The sequence below is a fragment of the Arthrobacter sp. L77 genome (assembly GCF_000816565.1).
Classification (GTDB): domain Bacteria; phylum Actinomycetota; class Actinomycetes; order Actinomycetales; family Micrococcaceae; genus Arthrobacter_D; species Arthrobacter_D antioxidans.
Genome location: NZ_JWSU01000008.1, coordinates 206,821 through 229,233 on the forward strand (window position 1 = coordinate 206,821; position 22,413 = coordinate 229,233).

The following is a 22,413-nucleotide window of genomic DNA, read 5'->3' on the forward strand; positions in this document are numbered from 1 at the left end:
AAAGGCATGACATGCCAGTCGTAACCATGCGCCAGCTGCTCGACAGCGGCGTCCACTTCGGTCACCAGACCCGCCGTTGGAACCCGAAGATGAAGCGCTTCATCTTCACCGAGCGCAACGGCATCTACATCATCGATCTCCAGCAGTCGCTGGGCTACATCGACCGCGCCTACGAGTTCGTCAAGGCCACCGTCGCCCACGGCGGCACCGTGCTCTTCGTCGGCACCAAGAAGCAGGCCCAGGAAGCGATCGCCGACCAGGCCACGCGCGTCGGCCAGCCCTACGTCAACCAGCGTTGGCTCGGCGGCATGCTCACCAACTTCCAGACGGTCTCCAAGCGCATCCAGCGCATGAAGGAACTCGAAGAGATCGACTTCGACGACGTCGCCGGTTCGGGCCACACCAAGAAGGAGCTCCTGCTCCTCAAGCGTGAGCTCACGAAGCTGCAGAGCAACCTCGGTGGTATCCGCAACCTGACCAAGGCCCCCTCGGTCGTGTGGGTCGTCGATACCAAGAAGGAGCACCTCGCCATCGACGAGGCGAAGAAGCTCAACATCCCCGTCGTCGCGATCCTCGACACCAACTGCGATCCCGACGAGGTCGACTTCCCGATCCCGGGCAACGATGACGCCATCCGCGCCGTCAACCTGCTGACGCGGGTCGTCGCCGACGCCGTGGCCGAGGGCCTCATGGCCCGCCACAACCGGTCGGGCAACAACGAGGCCGCTGCCGACGAGCCCATGGCCGAGTGGGAGCGTGAACTGCTCCAGGGCAACTCCGACGCCGCCGCTGCCGCGCCCGAGGCGACCGAAGCCGCAGCTCCCGAAGCTGCAGCCGAGACCCCCGCCGCCGAGGCTCCCGCCGTCGAGGAGGCGCCCGCAGGCCTGCAGGCTCCCATCGCCGAGGAAGTCCCCGAAGCAGTAGCTCCCGCCACGGAAGCCGCCAGCGACACCAAGTAGTCCTCGATGCGTAAGGGGTGTGGGTCAAACCACGCCCCTTACGCATGTTCCGATCCACCTCAACTTAGGAGTTCATATGGCAAATTTCACTGCCGCTGACATCAAGGCCCTGCGCGAGCGCACGGGCGCAGGCATGATGGACGTCAAGAAGGCCCTCGACGAGGCCAACGGCGACGCCGACAAGGCCCTGGAACTGATCCGCATCAAGGGCCTCAAGGGCGCCACCAAGCGCGAAGGCCGTTCGACCGCCGAGGGCCTCGTCGCCGCTCGCGTCGACGGCAACGTCGGGGTCATGATCGAGGTCAACTGCGAGACCGACTTCGTCGCCAAGGCCGGCCCCTTCATCGAGTTCTCCAACAAGGTGCTCGGTGCGGCCGTCGAGTCCGGCGCCACCGACGTCGAGTCCCTCCTGGCGTTCGAGCTGGACGGCAAGCCCGTCTCCGAGCACGTCATCGAAGCCGGCGCGCTGCTCGGCGAGAAGGTCGACGTCCGCCGCGTCGCCCGCATCGAGGGCCAGATCGTCGATGCCTACCTGCACAAGACGTCCAAGGACCTCCCCGCCCAGGTCGGCGTGCTCTTCGCCGTCGAGGGTTCGGGCGACGCCGCCGTCACGGCGACGCACGACGTGGCCGTCCACATCGCCGCGTACTCGCCCACCTACCTGACGCGCGAGGACGTCCCCGCCGAGCTCGTCGAATCGGAGCGTCGCATCGCCGACGAGACGGCCCGTGCCGAGGGCAAGCCCGAGCAGGCCCTCGCGAAGATCGTCGAAGGACGCCTCACCGGCTTCTTCAAGGAGGGTGTCCTGGTTGACCAGGCCTTCGCCAAGGACGCGAAGAAGTCCGTCGCCGCGGTCCTCACCGAGGCCGATGCCAAGGCCACGGCCTTCGCACGGTTCCGCGTCGGAGCCTAGTCCTCCAGGCCGGGTCGACAGCACGACGGTGAAGGGCGGCCACCCCTCGAGGTGGCCGCCCTTTCCTGCGCCCGGGAGGCGCGCCGTATCCTGTAACGGGTCCGGCACCATCCCACCTTCGCACCACCGGCCGTCCGACCAGGACCGGCCCACAGCACAATGCCCGGGAGGCACTTCATGGACACCACTTCCACTGCTCCGACGGGTCGTCCCACGGGGCGGCGCCGGGTCCTGCTCAAGCTCTCCGGTGAGGTCTTCGGCGGCGGCAAGCTGGGCGTCGACCCGGACACCGTCCGCGGGATCGCCGAGCAGATCGCCGCGACCGTCGGCGACGTCGAGGTGGCGATCGTCGTGGGCGGCGGCAACTTCTTCCGCGGTGCCGAGCTGTCGCAGAGCGGCATGGACCGCTCCCGCGCCGACTACATGGGCATGCTCGGCACGGTCATGAACTGCCTGGCCCTGCAGGACTTCCTCGAGCAGGCCGGTGTGGAGACGCGCGTGCAGAGCGCCATCACCATGGGCCAGGTCGCCGAGGCGTACATCCCGCGGCGCGCCATCCGCCACCTCGAGAAGGGCCGCGTGGTCATCTTCGGTGCCGGCGCCGGCCTGCCCTACTTCTCCACCGACACGGTCGCGGCCCAGCGTGCGCTGGAAGTGCACGCGGACGAGGTCCTCATGGCCAAGAGCGGCGTCGACGGCGTCTACACCGCGGATCCGCACAAGGACCCGACGGCGGAGAAGCTCGAGAGCCTGTCCTACGACGAGGCGCTTCGCCGGGACATCCGCGTGATGGACCAGACGGCCATGACCATGTGCAAGGACAACAACCTGACCATGGTGGTCTTCGGGATGCAGGGCGAGGGCAACGTCACGCGCGCCATCCGGGGCGAGAAGCTCGGCACCCTCGTCACCACCTGACCCGGAGGAGGAACGGCGCCGCCGCACCGGGCCGCGCCCGGGCGCGGTGCGCCGTTGAACTAGGATTGACCACTGGAACGGTTGCCGTGCAGCCGACTGCAGATCGAAGGAGACATTGTGATCGAAGAGACCCTGCTGGAAGCCACCGACAAGATGGACAAGGCCGTGGAGGTCGCAAAGGAGGACTTCGCGACGGTCCGTACGGGCCGCGCCAACGCCTCCCTGTTCTCCAAGGTGGTCGTCATGTACTACGGCGCCCCCACCCCGCTGCAGCAGCTCGCGTCCTTCCAGAACCCGGAGGCGCGCACCCTGCTCATCACCCCGTTCGACCGTGCCTCCCTCAACGACATCGAGCGTGCGCTGCGCGACTCCGATCTCGGCGCGAACCCGTCCAACGACGGCAACGTGATCCGGGTGGTCCTGCCCGAGCTGACGCAGGAGCGTCGCAAGGAGTACGTGAAGCTGGTGAAGACCAAGGCCGAGGACGCCAAGATCTCCATCCGCAACGTCCGCCGCAAGGCCAAGGACGGCATCGACAAGGCCGTCAAGGACGGCGACGCCGGTGAGGACGAGGGCTCGCGTGCGGAGAAGGAACTCGACGCGATGACCAAGGCGCGCGTGGACCTCATCGACGAGCTCCTGAAGCGCAAGGAAACGGAGCTGCTCGAGGTCTGATGGCAGATCACAATCCTCCCGGCGCGGGCCTCGGGCGTGTCCCGGAGCCCGACGCCGGGACAGCGACCGCCGCGGCGCCCCTCGCCGGTGCCGCCCCGGGCGATGCCGCCGGCTCCCGCCGGGCACGGCGCGCCGGCGGGACGTCCGGGTCCGGACTGCTGAAGCGGCGCCGGCCGGCCCGCGATCCCGGTGCCCCGTCGCGTGCCGGGCGCAACCTCCCGGCGGCGATCGGCGTGGGCGCGGGACTCCTGATCCCCGTCCTGGTGGGACTGCTGTTCTTCCCGGTCGTCTTCGCGGGCATCGTGACCCTCTTCGCGGCCGTGGGCGTGTGGGAGATCTCCCGGGCGCTGGGCCTGCGCCGCATCCGCGTGCCGTTCGTGCCGACCATGGCGGGGACACTCGTGCTCCCGTTCTCCGCCTACTTCGCCGGCCCCGAGGGGCTCGCCGCAGCGACCGTCGCCGCCGTCGTCGTCATCTTCCTGTGGCGCTCGCTCGACCCCGCACCGGATGCCGCGAAGAGCCTCATGGCCGGGACGTTCACCCTGCTCTGGGTGCCGTTCATGATGAGCTTCGCGATGCTCCTGATGCGGGCGGACGAAGGCTACCTCGTCATCGCCACGATCCTGCTGCTCGTGGTCGCGAACGACACCTTCGGGTACCTGGTCGGAGCGTTCTTCGGCAAGCACCCCATGGCGCCGAAGATCAGCCCCAAGAAGTCCTGGGAGGGCTTCGGCGGCTCCATCGGCGGTGCGATGATCATCGGCGGGCTGTGCGCGGTGCTCCTGCTCGGTCAGCCGCTGTGGATCGGACTGGCCCTCGCGGTCGTCGTCGTCGCCTCGGCCACCGCCGGCGACTTCGCCGAGTCGATGATCAAGCGGGAGCTCGGCGTGAAGGACATGGGCACCATCCTCCCCGGTCACGGCGGTGTGATGGACCGGCTCGATTCGATCGTCCTGGCGTGTCCGGTGGCGTATCTGCTGTCCGCTACATTGGTACCGGGGTTGCTCTGACCGCAGGCCGGCGGGGGATCCCGGGGCCCGCGGGTCCTTGACTGTCCCTCGATGGCTCAGGCGGAAGGATCAGCCCACATGGACCTCGCTCGCCCCGACAGCCCCCCGTTCGCGCGCGTCGGACGCCGGGAGGTCGGCTACAACACCCGCCAGGTGGACCGCTTCCTGACCAGGGCACGCACCTCCTACGACGGGGAGGGTCCGGCGGCGGACGCCATCACCAGCGGGGACGTCCGCTCCATGGCCTTCGACCCGGCCCGCGGCGGGTACGAACCGCAGGCCGTCGACGCCGCCCTGGACCGGCTCGAGGACGTCCTCGCGCAGCGGGAACGCGACTACCTGATCAGGACGGAGGGCGAGCACGCGTGGCTGCGGCAGATCGGCCGGACCGCCGCCGTGCTCCGCCGCAGGCTCCACCGCCCGGCGGGCGAACGTTTCCGCCGCCCCTCGAAGCAGGGCACCCCGAGCTACAGCGTCGAGGACGTCGACCGCCTGTGCGACGACCTCCTGCAGTACCTCGAGAACCATGTCCCGATGAGCGTCGACGTCGTCCGCCGCGCCGTGTTCCGTGAGGCCCGGGGAGCGGACGGCTACGAGGAGGCCCAGGTGGACGCCTTCCTGGACCGCGTCATCGAGCTGATGGCCGGGATCGATTGACCTAGCGCGGTTCGGGCGTGTGGAGGCGCGCCAGGACGCGCGACGCCGTCGCCGGCCGCCGTCCCGCCGTGGCGCGCGACACGAGCACCATGGTGAGGAACGCCGCCGGTACCGTCCACAGGGCCGGCTGGCTGATCCACACCCAGCGGTCGTCCGCCTCGGGCCCCAGCAGGGCGGTGGCGGCGATAGCCCCGCCGCACAGGACGGCGCCGACGAGCATCCCCGCGATCGCGCCGGCGTCCGTGAGGCCCCGCCACCAGATGCCCAGCAGCAGCAGCGGGCAGATGGTGGAGGCGGTGAACGCGAACACGGACCCGACGCTTCCGGCCAGCGCGAGGGTGTCGGTGAGGAGGGCGATCACCAGGGGGACGATCGTGGACAGCAGTGCGGCCCGCCGGAAGCCCGTCACGCTGCCCTGGAAGAACTCCTGGCTGATCACGCCGGCGAGGGAGACCACGAGGCCGCTCGTCGTGGACAGGAACGCGGCGAAGGCTCCCGCGGTCACCAGGGCGGACAGCAGGTCGCCCGTCGCGCCGTCGAAGATGCGCCCGGGGAGCAGGAGGACCGTCGCGTCCGCGGCGCCTCCCGCCGCGAGTTCGGGGGTGTGGATCCGCCCGAGGATCCCGTACACGGTGGGGAACAGGTAGAAGACCGAGAGCAGGCCGAGCACGAGCACCGTGGTGCGCCGCGCCGACGCCCCGTCGGGGTTCGTGTAGAAGCGCACCAGCACGTGGGGGAGCCCGAGGGTGCCGAACAGCAGCGCGATGACGAGCGAGATCGTGCCGTACAGGGAGGCGTGCGCCGTCGTGTTCAGGTCGGTCGTGAACGCGCTGCCGCCCGCCGTGACCGACGCCCCGTCGGCTCCCAGGCGGAACAGGATGAACGCCGCCGGGACGGCGAGGGCCGTCAGCTTCAGCCAGTACTGGAAGGCCTGGACGAACGTGATGGAGCGCATGCCGCCCGTGACCACGCTCAGGCACACCACGACGACGACGGCGAGCGGTCCCACCCACGACGGCAGCCCCGTGGTGATCTGCACCGTCAGGGCCGCACCGTGGAGCTGCGGCACGATGTACAGCCAGCCGACGACGACGACGAGCATGCTCGTCACGCGGCGCACCATCAGCGAGTCCAGGCGTGCCTGCGCGAAGTCGGGGATGGTGTAGGCGCCCGAGCGGCGCAGCGGCGCGGCGACGAACAGCAGGAGCATCAGGTAGCCGGCGGTGTACCCGATCGGGAACCAGAGGGCATCCACCCCGGAGATGAGGATGAGCCCGGCGACGCCGAGGAAGCTCGCGGCGGACAGGTATTCGCCGCCGATCGCGGAGGCGTTCCACCAGGGGCGGACCGTCCGGGAGGCGACGTAGAAATCCCCGGTGGTCCGGGAGATCCGCAGGCCGTAGATGCCGATCAGCACGGTGCTGAGGGCCACGAGGAGCAGGGCCGTGTAGCCGACGGCGGGGCTGAGGTGCAGGCTGCCGGCGTCGAGCGCGTCAGTCATCGTCGACGAGGTCCTGGAAGCGCCGCTCGTTGCGGGAGGCGCTGCGTACGTAGAGGACCGCGCAGCCGATGACGAGCGGGTACACCCCGAGGCCGAGGATCAGCCAGGGGACGGGGACCGTCAGGACGGTCATCGCCTCGATGTCCGGGAACACCGCGAGCAGCACCGGGATGCCCATCAGGATCACCAGGAAGCCGCCCGCCACCACGAGGGCGAGGCGCAGCTGCGACCGGATCAGGGAGGCGACGAACAGCTGGCCCAGCTCGGACTGCTCGGCCATCTCGCGGGCCACGGGGAAGGACGCCCCGGTTGCGCGGGCGGCCGTCCTCGGGGCGGTCACCCGGACACGGCGGGGCGGCTCCGGCTGCTCCTGCGTCATCGGGGGGCTTCGGGGCTCACTGGCCCGGCCGGAGGCGGGTGGCCTCGAGCTTCTCGCGGACATCGGGGAGGTGCCGGCGGCTGACCGGCAGCTCGGCGTCGCCGACGAACAGGCTCGCCCGGCCGGCGCTGATCCGGACCTTCCGGACCTGGTCCATCGCCACGAGGTAGGAGCGGTGCGTGCGGAGGAAGCCTGCCTCGGCCCACTGGCGCTCGAGGTCGTTGAGCGGGATCCGGATGAGGTAGCTCGCCTCGGACGTGTGCAGGCGCGCGTAGTCGCCCTGCGCCTGGACGTAGCGCACGTCGTCGCGCCTGATCATGCGGCTGACGCCCCCCTGGTCCACGGTGATGACCTCCGGCGCCGGCGTCGAGCCCTCCATCAGCTCGCACACCCGGCGGACCGATTCCGCGAGGCGCTCGGTGCGCACGGGCTTCAGCAGGTAGTCGACGGCGCGCAGCTCGAAGGCCTCCAGGGCGCGGTCCTCGTCGGCGGTGACGAACACGACGGCGGGCGGACGGCTGAAGCGGGAGATCACCCGGGCGATGTCCAGCCCCGAGAGGGACGGCATGTGGATGTCGAGGAACAGGGCGTCGACGCTGTGCTGCTCGAGGGCCCTCAGCGCCTCCGCGCCGCTGGAGGCGCGGTGGATGGTCCCCACCCGCGCGTCCCTGCCGAGCAGGAACGCCAGTTCCTCGACGGCGGGGAGTTCATCGTCGGCGACGACCACAGTGAGCATGCGTCCTAGATTACGCGTTTCACGCCCGGTGGTCGGGCTGCGACTTGGGCACGCGCATCGTGATGAGCGTCCCGGCGCCGGGCGCGGTGTCGATGATCAGCCCGTGGTCGTCGCCGTACACCTGGCGCAGGCGGGAGTCGACGTTGCGCAGGCCCACGTGCACGCCCTCCGTGTGCCCGGCCAGCACGGACCGGAGGTGGTCGGGTTCGATCCCCACGCCGTCGTCCTCGATGGTCACCTCGGCGAAGGCCCCGACGTCGTGCGCGGTGATCGTGATGTTCCCGATGCCGTCCTTCGAATCGAGGCCGTGGCGCACCGCGTTCTCGACGAGCGGCTGGAGGCTGAGGAACGGGATGACGGTGCTGAGGACCTCCGGGCCGATCTCGAGGCTGACCTTGAGCCGGTCGCCGAACCGGGCGCGTTCCAGCAGGAGGTAGCGGTCGATGCTGCGCAGCTCCTCCGCGACGGTCGTGAAGTCGCCGTGGCGGCGGAAGGAGTAGCGCGTGAAGTCGGCGAACTCGACCACGAGGTCGCGGGCACGCTGCGGATCCGTGTTGATGAAGGACGCGATCGCGTTGAGCGAGTTGTAGATGAAGTGCGGGCTGATCTGCGCCCGCAGGGCCCGCACCTCCGCCTCCGCGAGGAGCCGGCGCGAGTAGTCCAGCTCGGCGAGCTCCACCTGGGTGGACACCCACCCGGCGAGCTCGTTCGTGGCCCGGACGAGGCCGGCGTTGACGTCCTCGGCGACGGCCCCGACGGTGCCGACCACGCGGTCGTCGACGCGGACGGGGGAGAGGACCAGCTCGCCGGGCTCCGCCAGCCCCGCGGCCTCGAGGTGCTGGCGCCGGAAGATCTGGGTGCGGCCGCTCTCGAGGACCTGCCGGACCAGGGGCATCACGTCCGGCGGCGTCCCGCGCCCGCCGTCCCAGGCGAGCACCCCGGCGTCGTCGCTGATCATGAGGACATCGCACCGCAGGAGTCCGTGCAGGTACCGGCTCGCCTTCGACGCCCCCGCCGGAGTGAGTCCCTCGCGCAGGTGCTCGGAGGCCAGGGAGGCGGTGTGGAGCGTGGCGTAGGTGGCGCGGTCGGCGTCGGACCCGAGGTCCCGGTACGAGCGCGACAGCCGGAAGCCGAGCGAGGCGACCACGGCGAGGGTGATGACGACGACGGCGCACACCAGGGCGGTGTCGACGGCGGCGCTGAACATGGCTCCAGCGTATCCGCCCGAGCTCCCCGGTCGTCCCGCCGGATGACCGTTCACCGCACCTACCGGCGCGCTCGGCGACGAACGCCCGTGTCCGGCTGGTGCGACCCGCGGCCGTCCCGCACAGTGATGGGAGTCACACCGACGTGCCTCCCTGTGTTGCGACGGTGCCGCCCTCGCGGCTGGAGTGACTCCCGACCTAGAAGGAGGAACCATGGGCTCGCACCCAGGAGAGCCGGACACCGGCTCCGGTCCTGCCGTCGACTTCACCGAAGTCCAGCAGACCGAGCAGTTCAGGGAACTGCGCAAGCGCCACCGCAGTTTCGTCTTCCCCATGGCAGTGTTCTTCCTGCTCTGGTACTTCGCCTACGTGCTGCTGGCCGCCTACGCGATCGACTTCATGGCCACGCCCGTGGTCGGCAACATCAACATCGGCATCATCCTGGGGCTGCTGCAGTTCGTCAGCACCTTCGCCATCACCATGTGGTACGTCAGCTATGCCAACCGGCGCCTCGACCCCATCGCCGCGAACCTCCGGCACGAGCTCGAGGAAGCGGCCCCCGAAGCGTTCATCGACCCGTCAGGCGGAAAGAAATGATCCCTCTCATGAGTGCGGGCGTCCGCGTCCCGCTCCAGACCACGGAGACGACGACGGTCGGCTCGCCGCTGCTCAACATCACCATCTTCGGACTGTTCGTCGCCGTCACCCTGGTGATCGTGCTCCGGGCGAGCCGCAACAACAAGACCGCGGCCGACTACTACGCCGCGGGCCGCTCCTTCACCGGCGGGCAGAACGGCACCGCCATCGCGGGCGACTACCTCTCGGCGGCGTCGTTCCTCGGCATCGTCGGCGCGATCGCCATCAACGGCTATGACGGCTTCCTGTACTCGATCGGGTTCCTCGTCGCGTGGCTCGTGGCGCTGCTGCTGGTCGCGGAGCTCCTCCGCAACACCGGCAAGTTCACCATGGCGGACGTGCTCTCCTTCCGCCTGAAGCAGCGTCCCGTCCGCATCGCAGCGGCCATCACCACGCTGGCGGTCTGCTTCTTCTACCTCCTCGCGCAGATGGCGGGCGCCGGTGGACTCGTCTCGCTTCTGCTCGGCATCGACGACCGCCTCGGCCAGTCCCTGGTCATCACCGTCGTCGGCGTGCTCATGATCATGTACGTCCTCATCGGCGGCATGAAGGGCACCACCTGGGTGCAGATCATCAAGGCCTGCCTGCTGATCGCCGGCGCGTTCATCATGACCATCTGGGTCCTGGCCCTGCACGGCTTCAACCTCTCCACGCTGCTCGGCGCGGCGATCGAGACCTCCGGCAACGCGGCCATCACCAGCCCCGGCCTGCAGTACGGCCTCAGCTCCATCACGCGGCTCGACTTCCTCTCGCTGGCGCTCGCGCTGGTGCTCGGCACCGCGGCCCTGCCGCACGTGCTCATGCGCTTCTACACCGTCCCGACGGCGAAGGAGGCCCGCCGGTCCGTGGTCTGGGCCATCTGGCTCATCGGTGCGTTCTACCTCTTCACGCTCGTGCTCGGCTACGGCGCCAGCGCGCTGATCGGCTCGGACCGCATCCTGGCCGCTCCGGGCGGCGTGAACTCGGCGGCCCCGCTGCTCGCCTACGAGCTCGGCGGGTCGATCCTCCTCGGCCTCATCTCCGCCGTCGCCTTCGCCACGATCCTCGCGGTCGTCGCAGGCCTGACCATCACCGCCGCGGCCTCCTTCGCCCACGACATCTACGCGAGCGTCATCCGCAAGGGCAAGGTCAACCCCGACGGCGAGGTCAAGGTGGCCCGCCGCACCGTCGTCGTGATCGGCCTGCTGTCCATCCTTGGCGGCATCGGTGCGCAGGGGCAGAACGTCGCGTTCCTCGTGGCGCTCGCCTTCGCCGTGGCGGCCAGCGCCAACCTGCCGACCATCCTCTACTCGCTGTTCTGGAAGAAGTTCAACACCCAGGGCGCGGTCTGGAGCATGTACGGCGGCCTCGGCTCGGCCATCCTGCTGATCGCCCTCTCGCCCGTCGTCTCCGGCGGCGAGAAGTCGATGATCCAGGGCGCGGACTTCTCGCTGTTCCCGCTCAGCAACCCGGGCATCGTCTCGATCCCGCTCGCGTTCTTCCTCGGCTGGCTGGGCACCACGCTCTCCCGGACCCCGGAGGACCCGATGAAGCAGGCCGAGATGGAGGTGCGCTCGCTGACCGGTGTCGGAGCCGAGAAGGCCACCGACCACTGATCCGGTCCACCCGAGCACGACCGAAGCCGCCCCGCCGCATGGTGGGGCGGCTTCGTCCGTTCATGGAGGGACGATCAGGACGTCGGTCGCGGTCCGCGGGCCAGCAGCGGCTCGACCCGGAACGGGATCAGCTCGCCCATGGCCAGGGAGGTGTCGCAGCGCTCCACGCCGTCGCACGCGAGGATCTTGCCGTTGATCCGGAAGAGGTCCTCGGCGTCGACGGCGACCACACGGACCAGGATGTCGGCCTGCCCGGTCAGGCCGAAGGCCTCGATGACCTCGGGCACCGCCTCGATGCTGCGGGTGATGGCCGCGAGCTTCTGCTGCTGCACATGGACGTGGATGAACGCCGTCAGGGGGTAGCCGAGGGCCACGGTGCTGATGCGCCGCTCGAAGGAGAGGAAGACCCCCTTCTTCTCGAGCTGTGCCATCCTCGCCTGGACCGTGTTCCGGGAGAGGCCGAGCTTCTGGGCGAGGGCGACGACGGTGCGCCGGGGGTCCTTCGCCAGGGCCTGCAGCAGGCGTGTGTCGGTGAGGTCGAGGGGGTGCATAGTGCGCAACGCTAACACGGCCCCCGAGGCTCCTACAGGGCACTCTGCTCAGTCGAGAGCGTTACGGTTGTGCCGCCTGTACGGTGTGAGTAGGGTCACAACCACTCCGGGCAACGGCGCCCGGATTCCCTCCCAGCCGTGCGGACAGCCGGCGGAGGGTCCTCTGCGAACTGCGAAGGTTGCGTGCAATGGCTCAGGACGGCACCCGGCCAGGACCGGGATCCACCGGCGGGATCGACGACGCCGCACCGGCGGGCGGGACGGTGCTCCCGGGCCCCGCCCACACGGGGGCGGACGACCTCGTCCAGCTCATCGACCACCTCGGTGTCCGCCACGCCAACGCACACTACGACGGACTCGTGGCCGACATCGACGGCGCCGCGCTGCAGAAGCTCTACGAGGACATGGTGGTGGTACGTCGCATCGACGCCGAGGCCACCGCGCTCCAGCGCCAGGGGGAGCTGGCCCTCTGGCCGCCGCTGCTGGGACAGGAGGCGGCGCAGATCGGGTCCGGTCGCGCCCTCCGCGAGGACGACTTCGTGTTCTCCAGCTACCGGGAGAACGCCGTGGCCTACTGCCGGGGCGTGGACCTCGCGGACATCCTCCGGGTCTGGCGGGGCAACGCGTCCTCGGGCTGGGACCCGTACACGATCAACATGGCCACCCCGCAGGTCATCATCGGGGCACAGACCCTCCACGCCACGGGGTACGCGATGGGCATCATCAACGACGGCGCCGATTCCGTGGCGGTGGCCTACTTCGGTGACGGCGCCACGAGCCAGGGCGACGTCAACGAGGCCATGGTCTTCGCCGCCAGCTACCAGGCGCCGGTGATCTTCTTCTGCCAGAACAACCACTGGGCCATCTCCGAGCCGGTAGGGCTGCAGGCGCACGTGCCGATCGCGCGCAGGGCGCCCGGCTTCGGCATCCCGTCCGTGCGCGTGGACGGCAACGACGTCCTGGCGTGCCTCGCCGTGACCCGGGAGGCCCTCGCCCGCGCCCGTTCCGGCGGTGGCCCCACCTTCGTCGAGGCCGTCACGTACCGCATGGGGCCCCACACGACGGCTGACGATCCCACGCGCTACCGGGACGCCAACGAGCTCGAGGACTGGGCGGCGCGCGACCCGCTGGCCCGCCTCGCGACCCTGCTCGACTCCCTCGGCCTGCTGGAGGCCGAGTACACGGACTCCGTGAAGGCGAAGGCCGATTCCGTGGCCGCCGAGCTGCGGGAAGGCTGCCTGTCCATGCCGGAACCCGCGCCGTCGGACGTGTTCAGGCACGTGTACAGCACGCCGAACTCGTGGCTGGACCGCCAGCAGGACCACTACGAGCGCTACCTCGCCTCCTTCGCCCAGGCACCCCAGGAAGGACCCCGCTGATGTCCACCATGACCTTCGGCCGCGCGATCACCGCCGGTCTCCGCCGCGCCATGGACGACGACCCCAAGGTGATCCTCATGGGTGAGGACATCGGCAAGCTCGGGGGCGTCTTCCGCATCACCGACGGCCTGCAGAAGGACTTCGGGCCACACCGCGTCATGGACAGCCCGCTCGCCGAGGCCGGCATCATGGGCACTGCCGTCGGCATGGCGTACCGCGGGTACCGGCCGGTCGTCGAGATCCAGTTCGACGGCTTCATCTACCCGGCGTTCGACCAGATCGTGTGCCAGGTGGCCAAGCTGCACTACCGCACGCAGGGTGCCGTGAAGATGCCGATCACCATCCGCGTGCCCTTCGGCGGCGGCATCGGCTCCCCGGAGCACCACTCCGAGTCCCCGGAGGCCTACTTCACCCACACCTCCGGCCTGCGGGTGGTCAGCGTCTCCAACCCGCAGGACGCCTACACGATGATCCAGCAGGCCATCGCGAGCGACGATCCCGTCCTCTACTTCGAGCCCAAGCGGCGCTACCACGTCAAGGGCGAGGTGGACGAGGGCGTGGATCCGGCGTCGTCGGACATGGGTGCCGCGCGCGTGGTCACTGAGGGGACCGATGTCACGCTCGTGACCTACGGTCCGCTGGTCCCGACCGCCCGCGACGCCGCCGTCGCGGCGTCCGACGACGGCATCTCGATCGAGGTGATCGACCTGCGCTCGCTCGCGCCGATCGACTTCGCGACGGTCGAGGCCTCGGTGCGGAAGACGGGCCGGCTCGTCGTCACGCACGAGGCCGCGCAGTCCGGCGGGCTCGGAGCGGAGATCGCCGCGAGCATCACGGAGCGGTGCTTCGACTACCTGGAGCACGCGCCCGTGCGCGTCACGGGCTTCGACATCCCCTACCCGTACTCGAAACTCGAATTCCACCACCTCCCGGACCTCGACAGGATCCTCGACGGAGTGGACCGCGCCCTGCGCCGGCCGAACTCCCTCAGCGGACTCGACCGCCCGGATGGCAGCCAGGGAGCAGGACAGTGACCGTGACCGCGTCGAGGACCACCACCAGCATCCGCGAGTTCCGCCTGCCCGACCTGGGGGAGGGGCTGACGGAGTCGGAGATCGTCCAGTGGCACGTCGCCGAGGGTGACACCGTGGAGCTCAACCAGATCATCGCCGACGTCGAGACCGCGAAGGCCGTCGTCGAACTGCCGTCGCCCTACGCCGGCGTGGTGGTGCGGCTGCACGAGGCGGCGGGGAGCGTCGTCGACGTCGGAGCGCCGATCGTCTCGTTCGAGGTGGCCGGTTCCTCCGGGCCCGACGACGTCCCGACCCCGCCGTCGGCCACCCGCGGGCCGGTGCCTGCCGGGCCGCCGCCCGACGAGCCGGCGCCCGCCCGGCGCGAGCCGAACCTCGTGGGCTACGGAGCCGCCGTGGAGAAGGGCGGCCGCCCGCAGCGGCGCGGCCGCGTCCTCCCGGCGGTCGGCGCCCCGCACCCGGCAGCAGTCCAGCAGCCCGCAGCGAGCACCCCGCACCCTGCGGCGTCCGGGCATCGTGAGCGGCCGCGGTCGACGCCGCCCGTCCGCAAGCTGGCACGCGACCTCGGCGTCTCCCTCGACGCCCTGACGGGTACAGGTCCCGGCGCGCTCATCACCCGGGCGGACGTGCTGGCCGCGCTCGCGGGCACGGGGGGGAGTCCGGCCGGACCCGCTGCGGCGCCGGCCTCGCCGGAGCCCCTCCCGGTCCGCTCGAGCGCCGGGGAGATCCGGACACCGATCCGTGGCATGCGGAAGCACACGGCGGCCGCCATGGTGGCCAGTGCGTTCTCGGCCCCGCACGCCACCGAGTTCCTGACGATCGACGTCACGCCGACCATGGAGCTGCTCGCGGAACTCAGGGCCGGCCGCGCCTTCGAGGGCACCCGGGTGACGCCGCTGACCGTCGTGGCGAAGGCCGTGTGCATCGCCATCGCGCGCAACCCGACCCTCAACTCGTCCTGGGACGAGCAGGCACAGGAGATCGTGCAGTACGCGGACGTGAACCTGGGGATCGCCGCCGCGACGCCGCGCGGACTGCTCGTACCGAACATCAAGGCCGCGCAGGCGCTGACCCTGAAGGACCTCGCCCAGGCGCTCGGGGCCCTGACCGAGACCGCCAGGGCCGGCAGGACGCCGCCGGCCGATCTCACGGGCGGCACCCTCTCCATCACGAACATCGGTGTCTTCGGCATCGACGCCGGCACGCCGATCCTCAACCCGGGGGAGGCGGCGATCCTCGCGATGGGCGCCGTCCGCACCACGCCGTGGGAGTACCGGGGGGAGATCGCCCTGCGGTCCGTGATGACGCTCAGCCTGTCCTTCGACCACCGGCTCGTGGACGGCGAGCAGGGCTCACGCTTCCTGGCGGACGTCGGCACCATCCTGAGGAACCCGGCGATGGTCCTGGCGATGGTCTGACCGGCCCCGCCGGCGGGCCACGGCGCTACGAGTAGAGGCTGCGGTAGCTCTCGGAGCGCTCGAGGTAGGGCTCCCACAGGATCGTCCCGGGGTCGGCGCCGCCGATCGCGGCACCGAGACGGTCGAGGTAGTAGTCCCACCCGGGTCCGACGCCGGCGGCCATGGCCGCGCCGACCGGGCCGTCGGGGACGGCCTGGGTGAAGACGAGGGTCGTCAGCCCGTCCGCCTCGCCGAGCTCCAGGGTGTGCTGCCAGGCGATGCGCGGACCGGATCCGTCGGCCGAGAAGGGGGCGCTGTCGCGGCTGCGGACCTCGAGGCGGCGCGGCGGCTCGCAGGTCTCGACGAGGTAGACCTCCTCGGGCACGTCCTCGCCCTCGGCGGTCATCCGGAAGACGACGTCGCCGGAGGCCGGGTTCCCCGTCCACGTGCCGATCCAGCGCTCCATCCGCCGCGGCTCGGTACAGGCGGCCCACACGTCGGCGATCGGCGCGGCGAACGTGCGCGTGAAGACGATCCGCTCCACGCCGTTGCGTGTCTCGCGGCGGCCGAGCGGGGTGGTGCTCACGCGGTGTCCTCCTGGCGGCTCGGCAGTGCTACGGCAGTGCTACGGCAGTTCGAGGATGAGTTCCCTGACCACGGCGCCCCGGGCGGGGGCGAAGCCCTGCGTCTCGCCGACCTGCCGGAACCCCCAGCGCTCGAGGATGCGGATGGAGCTCACGTTGTCGGCGACCGCGCGGGCGCGGATGGGCCGCTGCGTCACCTCGTTGAGGAACTGGCCGACGGCGGCGGTGGTGATCCCCTGCCCCCAGCGGGACCGGTCGATCCAGTAGCTGATCTCGGGCGTCTCGCCGTCGTGATAGGCGAGGATGCTGCCCACCACGTCACCGTCGGAGAGGATGGTGCGCACCGTGATCCGGGGGTCGTTGAGGATGTCCTGCCAGTGGTTGTCGAACACGCCGCGGTCGGACGGGTTCTTGGCCCCGAAGGCGGCCATGTGGTTGGCGCTCGGGTCCAGCTGGTGCGAGAAGAACTCGTCGAGGTCGGTGGCTTCAACGGGACGTAGCGTGATCACGGCGGTACCTTCAGTCGGTGGTGTGGCCGGGCGGTCGGCGCGGCAGGAACTTCTCGTGCTTCAGCGTACTAGGCGGGGCGGCCCGCGGCCCGGGTGGGGCGCGGTCCGTCACACCGTCAGCGCCGCCCACGCCATCTGCTCCAGGAGGTCCCGGAACGCGGCGAGTTCACGTGCGGAACTGGGACGGTGGGTGGTGTGCGGGGTCGAGTTGATCAGCCCGAACACGGCGTGCACCTTGCGCCGCAGCAGCGACGCCTCGGTGTCCGGCCGGTAGGCGGCCAGCTCGTCGACCCACACCTGGACATAGGTGCGCTGCAGGGACCGCACGGCGCGCTGGTCGTCGGCCGCCAGCGCGCCGAGGTCGCGGTCCTGGACGCGGATGACATCGGCGTGGCTCACGGCGAACTCCACCTGGAACCGGATGAGGCCCTTCAGGGCCTCCTCGGGTGACACGGCCGCCCCGGCGACCTCTCGCCCGCCGTCGAGCAGGTCCTCGCTGACCCCGGTGAGCAGGGCGGCGAGCACCGAGGGCTTGCCCGCGAAGTGCCGGTAGACGGCGGGTCCGCTCACCCCGGCTGCGGCGCCGAGGTCCTCGATGGACACGCCGTTGTAGCCCCGCTCCGCGAACAGCGTGGCGGCGGCCCGGAGCAGCGCGGTGCGCCGTGTGGCCTTGGCGATGCTCCGGCCGGTCACGCGCTCTTCGATTGGCGATGCCTCCATGCGGGTCCTCGTCTGGTGTGGTTCCGGTCGTGTCCAAGGGAAATGTCCCCCTCATTCTGATGGACTTCCGGGTTAATGACCACTAACCTGAAACCGGTTAGTGTGTGCTAACTGAACCGTGCCCGAGGAAGTTGTCGATGGAGACCCTGACGTCGAAGGTGGATCCGCTCTCAACGGCGTTCACCGCGAACCATGCCGCCCAGACCGCGCTCGTCGAGGACCTCCGCGCGCGCCTCGCCACGGGCGCCCTCGGCGGACCCGAGCGGTCGCGGGAGCGGCACGTCGCACGCGGCAAGCTCCTCCCGCGCGAGCGCATCGACCGGCTCCTCGACGACGGCAGCCCGTTCCTCGAGATCGCGCCGCTGGCGGCGAACGGCATGTACGACGACGAGTGCCCGGGGGCGGGCGTGATCGCCGGGATCGGCCTGGTGCACGGGCGCCACGTCCTCGTGATCTCGAACGACGCCACCGTCAAGGGCGGCACCTACTACCCGATGACGGTGAAGAAGCACCTCCGCGCACAGGAGATCGCCCTCGAGAACAACCTGCCGTGCGTCTACCTCGTCGATTCCGGCGGAGCGTTCCTGCCCCGCCAGGACGACGTGTTCCCGGACCGCAACCACTTCGGCCGCATCTTCTACAACCAGGCCACCATGTCGGCGCGCAAGATCCCGCAGATCGCCGCGGTGCTGGGGAGCTGCACCGCCGGCGGCGCCTACGTCCCGGCCATGAGCGACGAGACCGTGATCGTCCGCAACCAGGGCACCATCTTCCTGGGCGGACCGCCGCTCGTGAAGGCCGCGATCGGCGAGGTGGTGACCGCGGAGGAGCTCGGCGGCGGCGACGTGCACGCCCGGGTCTCCGGCGTGACGGACCACCTGGCCGACAACGACGAGCACGCGCTCGAGATCGTCCGCGACATCATCGCCACCCTGCCGCCCGCCACCCTTGTGCCGTCCGTGCCGGTCCTCGCGCCGGCCGTCGCGGAGGACGGGCTCTACGGGGCCGTGCCCACGGACGTCAACGCCTCCTACGACGCCCGCGAGATCATCGCGCGCCTCGTCGACGGATCGCTCTTCCACGAGTTCAAGCGCGACTACGGGACCACGCTCGTCACGGGCTTCGCGACCATCCACGGGCACCGCGTGGGCATCGTCGCCAACAACGGCGTCCTGTTCAGCGAGTCCGCGCTCAAGGGCGCCCACTTCATCGAGCTCTGCGACCAGCGCGGCGTCCCCCTCGTCTTCCTGCAGAACCTCTCCGGCTTCATGGTCGGCAGGGACTACGAGGCCGGCGGCATCGCGAAGAACGGCGCCAAGATGGTCACCGCGGTCGCCACCGCGCGCGTGCCGAAACTGACCGTCGTCGTCGGCGGGTCCTTCGGCGCCGGGAACTACTCCATGTGCGGCAGGGCGTTCTCGCCCCGCTTCCTGTGGATGTGGCCCGCCGCCCGCATCTCCGTCATGGGCGGCAACCAGGCGTCCTCGGTCCTCGCCACCGTCCGCCGCGACCAGCTCGAGGCCCGCGGCGAGGAATGGGCGCTCGAGGACGAGGAGGCGTTCCGCGCGCCCATCCGCGCCCAGTACGAGGCGCAGGGCAACCCCTACTACTCGACGGCGCGGCTCTGGGACGACGGCGTGATCGACCCCGCCGACACCCGCACCGTCCTCGGCCTCGCCCTCGAGGTCTGCGCCAACGCGCCCCTGCCCGATACCTCCTTCGGCCTCTTCCGGATGTGACCAGATGACCCCCAGCCCGACCCCCGACACGATGCCCGACCCGACCCCGACCGCCGCGTGGCCCTTCGACACCGTCCTCGTGGCCAACCGCGGGGAGATCGCCTGCCGCGTCATCCGGTCCGTCCGCGCGCTGGGCCTGCGCTCGGTCGCCGTGTACAGCGACGCCGACGCCGGCGCCCGCCACGTCCTCGAAGCGGACGTCGCCGTCCGCCTCGGCGCCGCCGCACCGTCGGAGAGCTACCTCTCCATCCCCGCCGTCGTCGAGGCCTGCCGGCGCACGGGAGCCGAGGCGGTCCACCCCGGGTACGGGTTCCTCAGCGAGAACGCCGCCTTCGCCGATGCGCTGCAGGAGGCCGGGATCGTCTTCATCGGCCCGAGCGTCCACTCCCTCGACGTCATGGGGGACAAGATCCGGTCCAAGAACCACGTGGCCGGGTTCGGCGTGCCCGTGGTCCCGGGCATCGCCGAGCCGGGCCTGACGGACGAGGACCTGATCCGTGAGGCCGCCGCCGTCGGGTTCCCGCTGCTCATCAAGCCCTCCGCGGGAGGCGGCGGCAAGGGGATGCACGCCGTCCACCGCGCCGAGGACCTGCCCGAGGTGCTCACGACCGCCCGCCGTGTGGCCGCCCGCGCCTTCGGCGACGACACCCTGTTCCTGGAACGCCTCATCGAGAGGCCCCGCCACATCGAGGTGCAGGTCCTCGCCGACTCCCACGGCACCGTGATCCACCTCGGCGAGCGCGAGTGCTCGCTGCAGCGCCGCCACCAGAAGGTGATCGAGGAGGCGCCGTCGGCCCTGCTCGACGAGGCCACGCGCCTGCGGATCGGCGAGGCCGCGTGCAACGCCGCCCGCAGCGTGGACTACACGGGTGCCGGGACGGTCGAGTTCCTCGTCTCCGATGCCGCGCCGGACGAGTTCTTCTTCATGGAGATGAACACGCGCCTGCAGGTGGAGCACCCGGTCACGGAGCTCGTCACCGGGGTGGACCTCGTCGAATGGCAGATCCGCGTCGCCGCGGGGGAGCGCCTGCCGCTCACGCAGGAGGACGTCGTCCTCACCGGCCACGCCGTCGAGGCGCGCGTGTACGCGGAGAACCCGGAGGCCGGCTTCCTGCCGTCCACGGGCAGCATCCTGGCGCTCGCCGAACCGGCCGGGGACGGGATCCGTGTGGACAGTTCCCTGCTGCCCGGGGGCACCGTCTCGTCGTCGTACGATCCGATGCTCGCCAAGGTGATCGCCTGGGGGGCCGACCGCGCGCAGGCGCTCGACCGCCTGGACGCGGCGCTCGCCGGCACGGTGGTCCTCGGCGTGGACACCAACCTCGAGTACCTGCGCCTGCTGATCGGGGACGACGACGTCCGGGCCGGGCGCCTCGACACCACCCTCATCGAGCGGAAGCTCCCCGACCTGGCCTTCCGGCGCGTCACCGCGCAGGACCTGGCGCTCGCCGCCGTCCTCCTCGTCGAGGCCGAGGGTGCAGCCGGGGTCCGCGGCGGGTCGCCCTGGCGCCGCGGGGACGGTTTCCGCCTCGGCCCGGCGCGCCCGCACACCGTGCCCCTCGAGTACGACGGCGGGACGGCGCCCGTCGCGCTGCTGCGCGACGGCACGGGCTGGACCGCCACGGTCGACGACGTCACGCCCGCCATCGCCGTCACGGTCGAGGCCGGCGTGCCGGGCGCGACCCTCGACGGCATCCGGTCGCGCCTCCCGTACGCGGTCGACGGCGACACCGTCTGGATCGGCGACGCCGGATGGTCCACGCGCATCCGCCGGCCCGGCCGCCGCGAACTCGTCGACGCCGCACGGTCCCGCATCACGCGGGAGGAGGGGGCCGCGGATCCGCTGGTCCGCAGCCCCATGCCCGGGACCGTCGTGTCCGTCGCGGTCGCGGACGGAGCGACGGTCGAGGCCGGCGACGTCCTCGTGGCCGTCGAGGCCATGAAGATGGAACACCAGCTCACCGCCGGCCTGTCCGGCGTCGTCCGCCTGTCCCTCAAGCCCGGGGACCTCGTGAAGGCACAGCAGATCGTCGCCACCATCGAGGCCGCCCCGGTACCCGGCTCCACCTCCAGCACCGCCCCCACAGCAGGATCCACGGAAGGGAACGCAGCATGAACTTCGAACTGAGCGAGGAATACCAGGACCTCGTGGACACCGTCCGCGAGTTCGCCGACGAGGTGGTGGCGCCGGTCTCCGCCAAGCACGACGCCGAACACAGCTTCCCGTACGAGGTCGTCAAGCAGATGGGGGACATGGGCCTCTTCGGGCTCCCGTTCCCCGAGCAGTACGGGGGTATGGGCGGCGACTACTTCGCGCTGTGCCTGGCCCTCGAGCAACTGGCCCGCGTGGACCAGTCCGTCGCCATCACGCTCGAGGCCGGCGTATCCCTCGGCGCCATGCCCGTCTACCGGTTCGGCACCGAGGAGCAGAAGCAGCAGTGGCTGCCGTCCCTCGCGTCGGGCTCGGCCCTGGGTGGTTTCGGCCTCACGGAGTCCGAGGCCGGCTCGGACGCGTCCGGCACGAAGACGACGGCGAAGCTCGAGGACGGGCCCGGCGGTTCCGAGTGGGTGGTCAACGGCACGAAGGAGTTCATCACCAACTCCGGCACCGACATCACGTCCCTGGTCACCGTCACCGCCGTCACGGGCACCTCCGAGCGGCCCGACGGCTCGGTGAAGAAGGAGATCTCCACCATCCTCGTCCCCACGGACACGCCCGGGTTCACCGCGGAGAAGGCCTACAACAAGGTGGGCTGGAACGCCTCCGACACGCACCCGCTGACCCTCAAGGACGTCCGTGTCCCCGAGGCGAACCTGCTCGGCACGCGTGGCCGCGGCTACGCCAACTTCCTGCAGATCCTCGACGAGGGCCGCATCGCCATCGCCGCACTCGCCACCGGCGCGGCCCAGGGGTGCGTGGAACAGTCCATCCGCTACGCCGGGGAGCGCAGGGCCTTCGGCAACACCATCGGCGCCTACCAGTCCATCCAGTTCAAGATCGCCCGTATGCAGGTCCGCGCGCACACCGCGCGCCTCGCCTACTACGACGCCGCGTCCCGCATGCTCGCGGGCAAGCCGTTCAAGACGCAGGCGTCCATCGCCAAGCTCGTGGCCGGCGAGGCCGCCATGGACAACGCCCGCGATGCGACACAGATCTTCGGCGGCTACGGTTTCATCAACGAGTTCGTGGTGTCGAGGCACTACCGTGACTCGAAGATCCTCGAGATCGGTGAGGGGACCACGGAGGTCCAGCTCATGCTCATCGCGAGGGAACTCGGCCTCTAGGTCCATCCGGCCGACGACGGCGACGGCGACACGA

Annotated in this window: 22 protein-coding genes; 14 read left to right on the forward strand and 8 right to left on the reverse strand. The window is 70.6% G+C overall.

Annotated features, from left to right (window positions below):
* The first annotated feature begins 11 nt into the window (after positions 1 to 11).
* The 6 genes from rpsB (at position 12) to RY94_RS15840 (ending at position 5,132) form a co-directional block, all read left to right on the forward strand.
* The gene (gene rpsB, locus RY94_RS15815; RefSeq protein WP_043447387.1) at positions 12 to 959 is read left to right on the forward strand and encodes a 30S ribosomal protein S2; all 948 of its coding nucleotides are present in this window, start codon (positions 12 to 14) and stop codon (positions 957 to 959) included.
* A gap of 76 nt (positions 960 to 1,035) precedes the next feature.
* Positions 1,036 to 1,872: a translation elongation factor Ts gene (tsf, locus tag RY94_RS15820; protein WP_043447389.1), complete on the forward strand. Its 837-nt coding sequence runs from the start codon at positions 1,036 to 1,038 to the stop codon at positions 1,870 to 1,872.
* Positions 1,873 to 2,049: 177 nt separating this feature from the next.
* The gene (gene pyrH / locus RY94_RS15825) at positions 2,050 to 2,790 is read left to right on the forward strand and encodes a UMP kinase (RefSeq protein WP_043447392.1); all 741 of its coding nucleotides are present in this window, start codon (positions 2,050 to 2,052) and stop codon (positions 2,788 to 2,790) included.
* Between the two features lie 117 nt (positions 2,791 to 2,907).
* The gene (gene frr / locus RY94_RS15830; protein WP_043447395.1) at positions 2,908 to 3,465 is read left to right on the forward strand and encodes a ribosome recycling factor; all 558 of its coding nucleotides are present in this window, start codon (positions 2,908 to 2,910) and stop codon (positions 3,463 to 3,465) included.
* Entirely contained in the window at positions 3,465 to 4,475 is a 1,011-nt protein-coding gene (locus tag RY94_RS15835) for a phosphatidate cytidylyltransferase (protein WP_082046447.1), read from the forward strand. The genes frr and RY94_RS15835 overlap by 1 nt, the downstream gene beginning before the upstream one ends.
* Positions 4,476 to 4,553: 78 nt before the next feature.
* Positions 4,554 to 5,132 carry a DivIVA domain-containing protein gene (locus RY94_RS15840; RefSeq protein ID WP_043447398.1) on the forward strand — a complete coding sequence of 193 codons (579 nt, stop codon included), beginning with the start codon at positions 4,554 to 4,556 and terminating at the stop codon, positions 5,130 to 5,132.
* A gap of 1 nt (position 5,133) precedes the next feature.
* On the opposite strand, the gene RY94_RS15845 is transcribed toward RY94_RS15840, so the two are convergent.
* Genes RY94_RS15845 through RY94_RS15860 form a run of 4 tightly spaced genes read right to left on the reverse strand, consistent with a single transcriptional unit; the run spans position 5,134 to position 8,955 of the window.
* The gene (locus tag RY94_RS15845; RefSeq protein ID WP_043447401.1) at positions 5,134 to 6,633 is read right to left on the reverse strand and encodes a sodium/solute symporter; all 1,500 of its coding nucleotides are present in this window, start codon (positions 6,631 to 6,633) and stop codon (positions 5,134 to 5,136) included.
* Entirely contained in the window at positions 6,626 to 7,012 is a 387-nt protein-coding gene (locus tag RY94_RS15850; protein WP_043447404.1) for a membrane protein, read from the reverse strand. The genes RY94_RS15845 and RY94_RS15850 overlap by 8 nt, the downstream gene beginning before the upstream one ends.
* Before the next feature lie 16 nt (positions 7,013 to 7,028).
* Positions 7,029 to 7,748 carry a LytR/AlgR family response regulator transcription factor gene (locus RY94_RS15855; protein ID WP_043447407.1) on the reverse strand — a complete coding sequence of 240 codons (720 nt, stop codon included), beginning with the start codon at positions 7,746 to 7,748 and terminating at the stop codon, positions 7,029 to 7,031.
* 19 nt (positions 7,749 to 7,767) lie between these two features.
* Entirely contained in the window at positions 7,768 to 8,955 is a 1,188-nt protein-coding gene (locus RY94_RS15860; protein ID WP_043447409.1) for a histidine kinase, read from the reverse strand.
* A 211-nt stretch (positions 8,956 to 9,166) separates the two neighbouring features.
* Between RY94_RS15860 and RY94_RS15865 the strand changes: the two genes are divergently transcribed.
* Together RY94_RS15865 and RY94_RS15870 are read left to right on the forward strand one after the other, a co-directional pair.
* Positions 9,167 to 9,550: a DUF485 domain-containing protein gene (locus RY94_RS15865; RefSeq protein ID WP_043447412.1), complete on the forward strand. Its 384-nt coding sequence runs from the start codon at positions 9,167 to 9,169 to the stop codon at positions 9,548 to 9,550.
* 8 nt (positions 9,551 to 9,558) lie between these two features.
* The gene (locus RY94_RS15870; protein WP_043447416.1) at positions 9,559 to 11,184 is read left to right on the forward strand and encodes a solute symporter family protein; all 1,626 of its coding nucleotides are present in this window, start codon (positions 9,559 to 9,561) and stop codon (positions 11,182 to 11,184) included.
* 74 nt (positions 11,185 to 11,258) lie between these two features.
* Here RY94_RS15870 and RY94_RS15875 read toward each other — a convergent pair whose 3' ends face one another.
* Positions 11,259 to 11,735: an Lrp/AsnC family transcriptional regulator gene (locus RY94_RS15875; protein ID WP_043447420.1), complete on the reverse strand. Its 477-nt coding sequence runs from the start codon at positions 11,733 to 11,735 to the stop codon at positions 11,259 to 11,261.
* 188 nt (positions 11,736 to 11,923) lie between these two features.
* Here RY94_RS15875 and pdhA point away from each other — a divergent pair, with 188 nt between their 5' ends.
* Genes pdhA through RY94_RS15890 form a run of 3 tightly spaced genes read left to right on the forward strand, consistent with a single transcriptional unit; the run spans position 11,924 to position 15,563 of the window.
* Positions 11,924 to 13,114: a pyruvate dehydrogenase (acetyl-transferring) E1 component subunit alpha gene (gene pdhA / locus RY94_RS15880; RefSeq protein WP_082046448.1), complete on the forward strand. Its 1,191-nt coding sequence runs from the start codon at positions 11,924 to 11,926 to the stop codon at positions 13,112 to 13,114.
* The gene (locus RY94_RS15885) at positions 13,114 to 14,148 is read left to right on the forward strand and encodes an alpha-ketoacid dehydrogenase subunit beta (RefSeq protein ID WP_043447423.1); all 1,035 of its coding nucleotides are present in this window, start codon (positions 13,114 to 13,116) and stop codon (positions 14,146 to 14,148) included. The genes pdhA and RY94_RS15885 overlap by 1 nt, the downstream gene beginning before the upstream one ends.
* A gap of 2 nt (positions 14,149 to 14,150) precedes the next feature.
* Positions 14,151 to 15,563, forward strand: coding sequence for a dihydrolipoamide acetyltransferase family protein (locus RY94_RS15890; protein ID WP_043447426.1), 1,413 nt, complete (start codon positions 14,151 to 14,153; stop codon positions 15,561 to 15,563).
* Between the two features lie 25 nt (positions 15,564 to 15,588).
* Here the strand turns inward: RY94_RS15890 and RY94_RS15895 are convergent, their stop codons facing one another.
* The 3 genes from RY94_RS15895 to RY94_RS15905 all read right to left on the reverse strand — a co-directional run bounded on the left by RY94_RS15895 (position 15,589) and on the right by RY94_RS15905 (position 17,355).
* The gene (locus RY94_RS15895; RefSeq protein WP_043447429.1) at positions 15,589 to 16,128 is read right to left on the reverse strand and encodes an SRPBCC domain-containing protein; all 540 of its coding nucleotides are present in this window, start codon (positions 16,126 to 16,128) and stop codon (positions 15,589 to 15,591) included.
* Between the two features lie 39 nt (positions 16,129 to 16,167).
* Positions 16,168 to 16,635: a GNAT family N-acetyltransferase gene (locus tag RY94_RS15900; protein ID WP_082046449.1), complete on the reverse strand. Its 468-nt coding sequence runs from the start codon at positions 16,633 to 16,635 to the stop codon at positions 16,168 to 16,170.
* 108 nt (positions 16,636 to 16,743) lie between these two features.
* Positions 16,744 to 17,355, reverse strand: a complete 612-nt coding sequence (locus tag RY94_RS15905; RefSeq protein ID WP_043447432.1) for a TetR/AcrR family transcriptional regulator — start codon at positions 17,353 to 17,355, stop codon at positions 16,744 to 16,746.
* 137 nt (positions 17,356 to 17,492) lie between these two features.
* Between RY94_RS15905 and RY94_RS15910 the strand changes: the two genes are divergently transcribed.
* The 3 genes from RY94_RS15910 to RY94_RS15920 are packed head-to-tail and all read left to right on the forward strand — an operon-like array spanning position 17,493 to position 22,379.
* Positions 17,493 to 19,094, forward strand: coding sequence for a carboxyl transferase domain-containing protein (locus tag RY94_RS15910; RefSeq protein ID WP_043447435.1), 1,602 nt, complete (start codon positions 17,493 to 17,495; stop codon positions 19,092 to 19,094).
* A gap of 4 nt (positions 19,095 to 19,098) precedes the next feature.
* Positions 19,099 to 21,210 carry an ATP-binding protein gene (locus RY94_RS15915; RefSeq protein WP_052274493.1) on the forward strand — a complete coding sequence of 704 codons (2,112 nt, stop codon included), beginning with the start codon at positions 19,099 to 19,101 and terminating at the stop codon, positions 21,208 to 21,210.
* On the forward strand, positions 21,207 to 22,379 hold the full coding sequence (locus RY94_RS15920) for an acyl-CoA dehydrogenase family protein (protein WP_043447438.1): 1,173 nt from the start codon (positions 21,207 to 21,209) through the stop codon (positions 22,377 to 22,379). The genes RY94_RS15915 and RY94_RS15920 overlap by 4 nt, the downstream gene beginning before the upstream one ends.
* Positions 22,380 to 22,413: the final 34 nt, after the last annotated feature.

Bases quoted from the DNA above. Each gene is read 5' to 3' on its own strand.
- rpsB (WP_043447387.1), top strand. From the start codon at position 12: ATGCCAGTCGTAACCATGCGCCAGCTGCTCGACAGCGGCGTCCACTTC.
- tsf (WP_043447389.1), top strand. From the start codon at position 1,036: ATGGCAAATTTCACTGCCGCTGACATCAAGGCCCTGCGCGAGCGCACG.
- pyrH (WP_043447392.1), top strand. From the start codon at position 2,050: ATGGACACCACTTCCACTGCTCCGACGGGTCGTCCCACGGGGCGGCGC.
- RY94_RS15835 (WP_082046447.1), top strand. From the start codon at position 3,465: ATGGCAGATCACAATCCTCCCGGCGCGGGCCTCGGGCGTGTCCCGGAG.
- RY94_RS15840 (WP_043447398.1), top strand. From the start codon at position 4,554: ATGGACCTCGCTCGCCCCGACAGCCCCCCGTTCGCGCGCGTCGGACGC.
- RY94_RS15845 (WP_043447401.1), bottom strand. From the start codon at position 6,633: ATGACTGACGCGCTCGACGCCGGCAGCCTGCACCTCAGCCCCGCCGTC.
- RY94_RS15850 (WP_043447404.1), bottom strand. From the start codon at position 7,012: ATGACGCAGGAGCAGCCGGAGCCGCCCCGCCGTGTCCGGGTGACCGCC.
- RY94_RS15855 (WP_043447407.1), bottom strand. From the start codon at position 7,748: ATGCTCACTGTGGTCGTCGCCGACGATGAACTCCCCGCCGTCGAGGAA.
- RY94_RS15860 (WP_043447409.1), bottom strand. From the start codon at position 8,955: ATGTTCAGCGCCGCCGTCGACACCGCCCTGGTGTGCGCCGTCGTCGTC.
- RY94_RS15865 (WP_043447412.1), top strand. From the start codon at position 9,167: ATGGGCTCGCACCCAGGAGAGCCGGACACCGGCTCCGGTCCTGCCGTC.
- RY94_RS15870 (WP_043447416.1), top strand. From the start codon at position 9,559: ATGAGTGCGGGCGTCCGCGTCCCGCTCCAGACCACGGAGACGACGACG.
- RY94_RS15875 (WP_043447420.1), bottom strand. From the start codon at position 11,735: ATGCACCCCCTCGACCTCACCGACACACGCCTGCTGCAGGCCCTGGCG.
- pdhA (WP_082046448.1), top strand. From the start codon at position 11,924: ATGGCTCAGGACGGCACCCGGCCAGGACCGGGATCCACCGGCGGGATC.
- RY94_RS15885 (WP_043447423.1), top strand. From the start codon at position 13,114: ATGTCCACCATGACCTTCGGCCGCGCGATCACCGCCGGTCTCCGCCGC.
- RY94_RS15905 (WP_043447432.1), bottom strand. From the start codon at position 17,355: ATGGAGGCATCGCCAATCGAAGAGCGCGTGACCGGCCGGAGCATCGCC.
- RY94_RS15910 (WP_043447435.1), top strand. From the start codon at position 17,493: ATGGAGACCCTGACGTCGAAGGTGGATCCGCTCTCAACGGCGTTCACC.
- RY94_RS15915 (WP_052274493.1), top strand. From the start codon at position 19,099: ATGACCCCCAGCCCGACCCCCGACACGATGCCCGACCCGACCCCGACC.
- RY94_RS15920 (WP_043447438.1), top strand. From the start codon at position 21,207: ATGAACTTCGAACTGAGCGAGGAATACCAGGACCTCGTGGACACCGTC.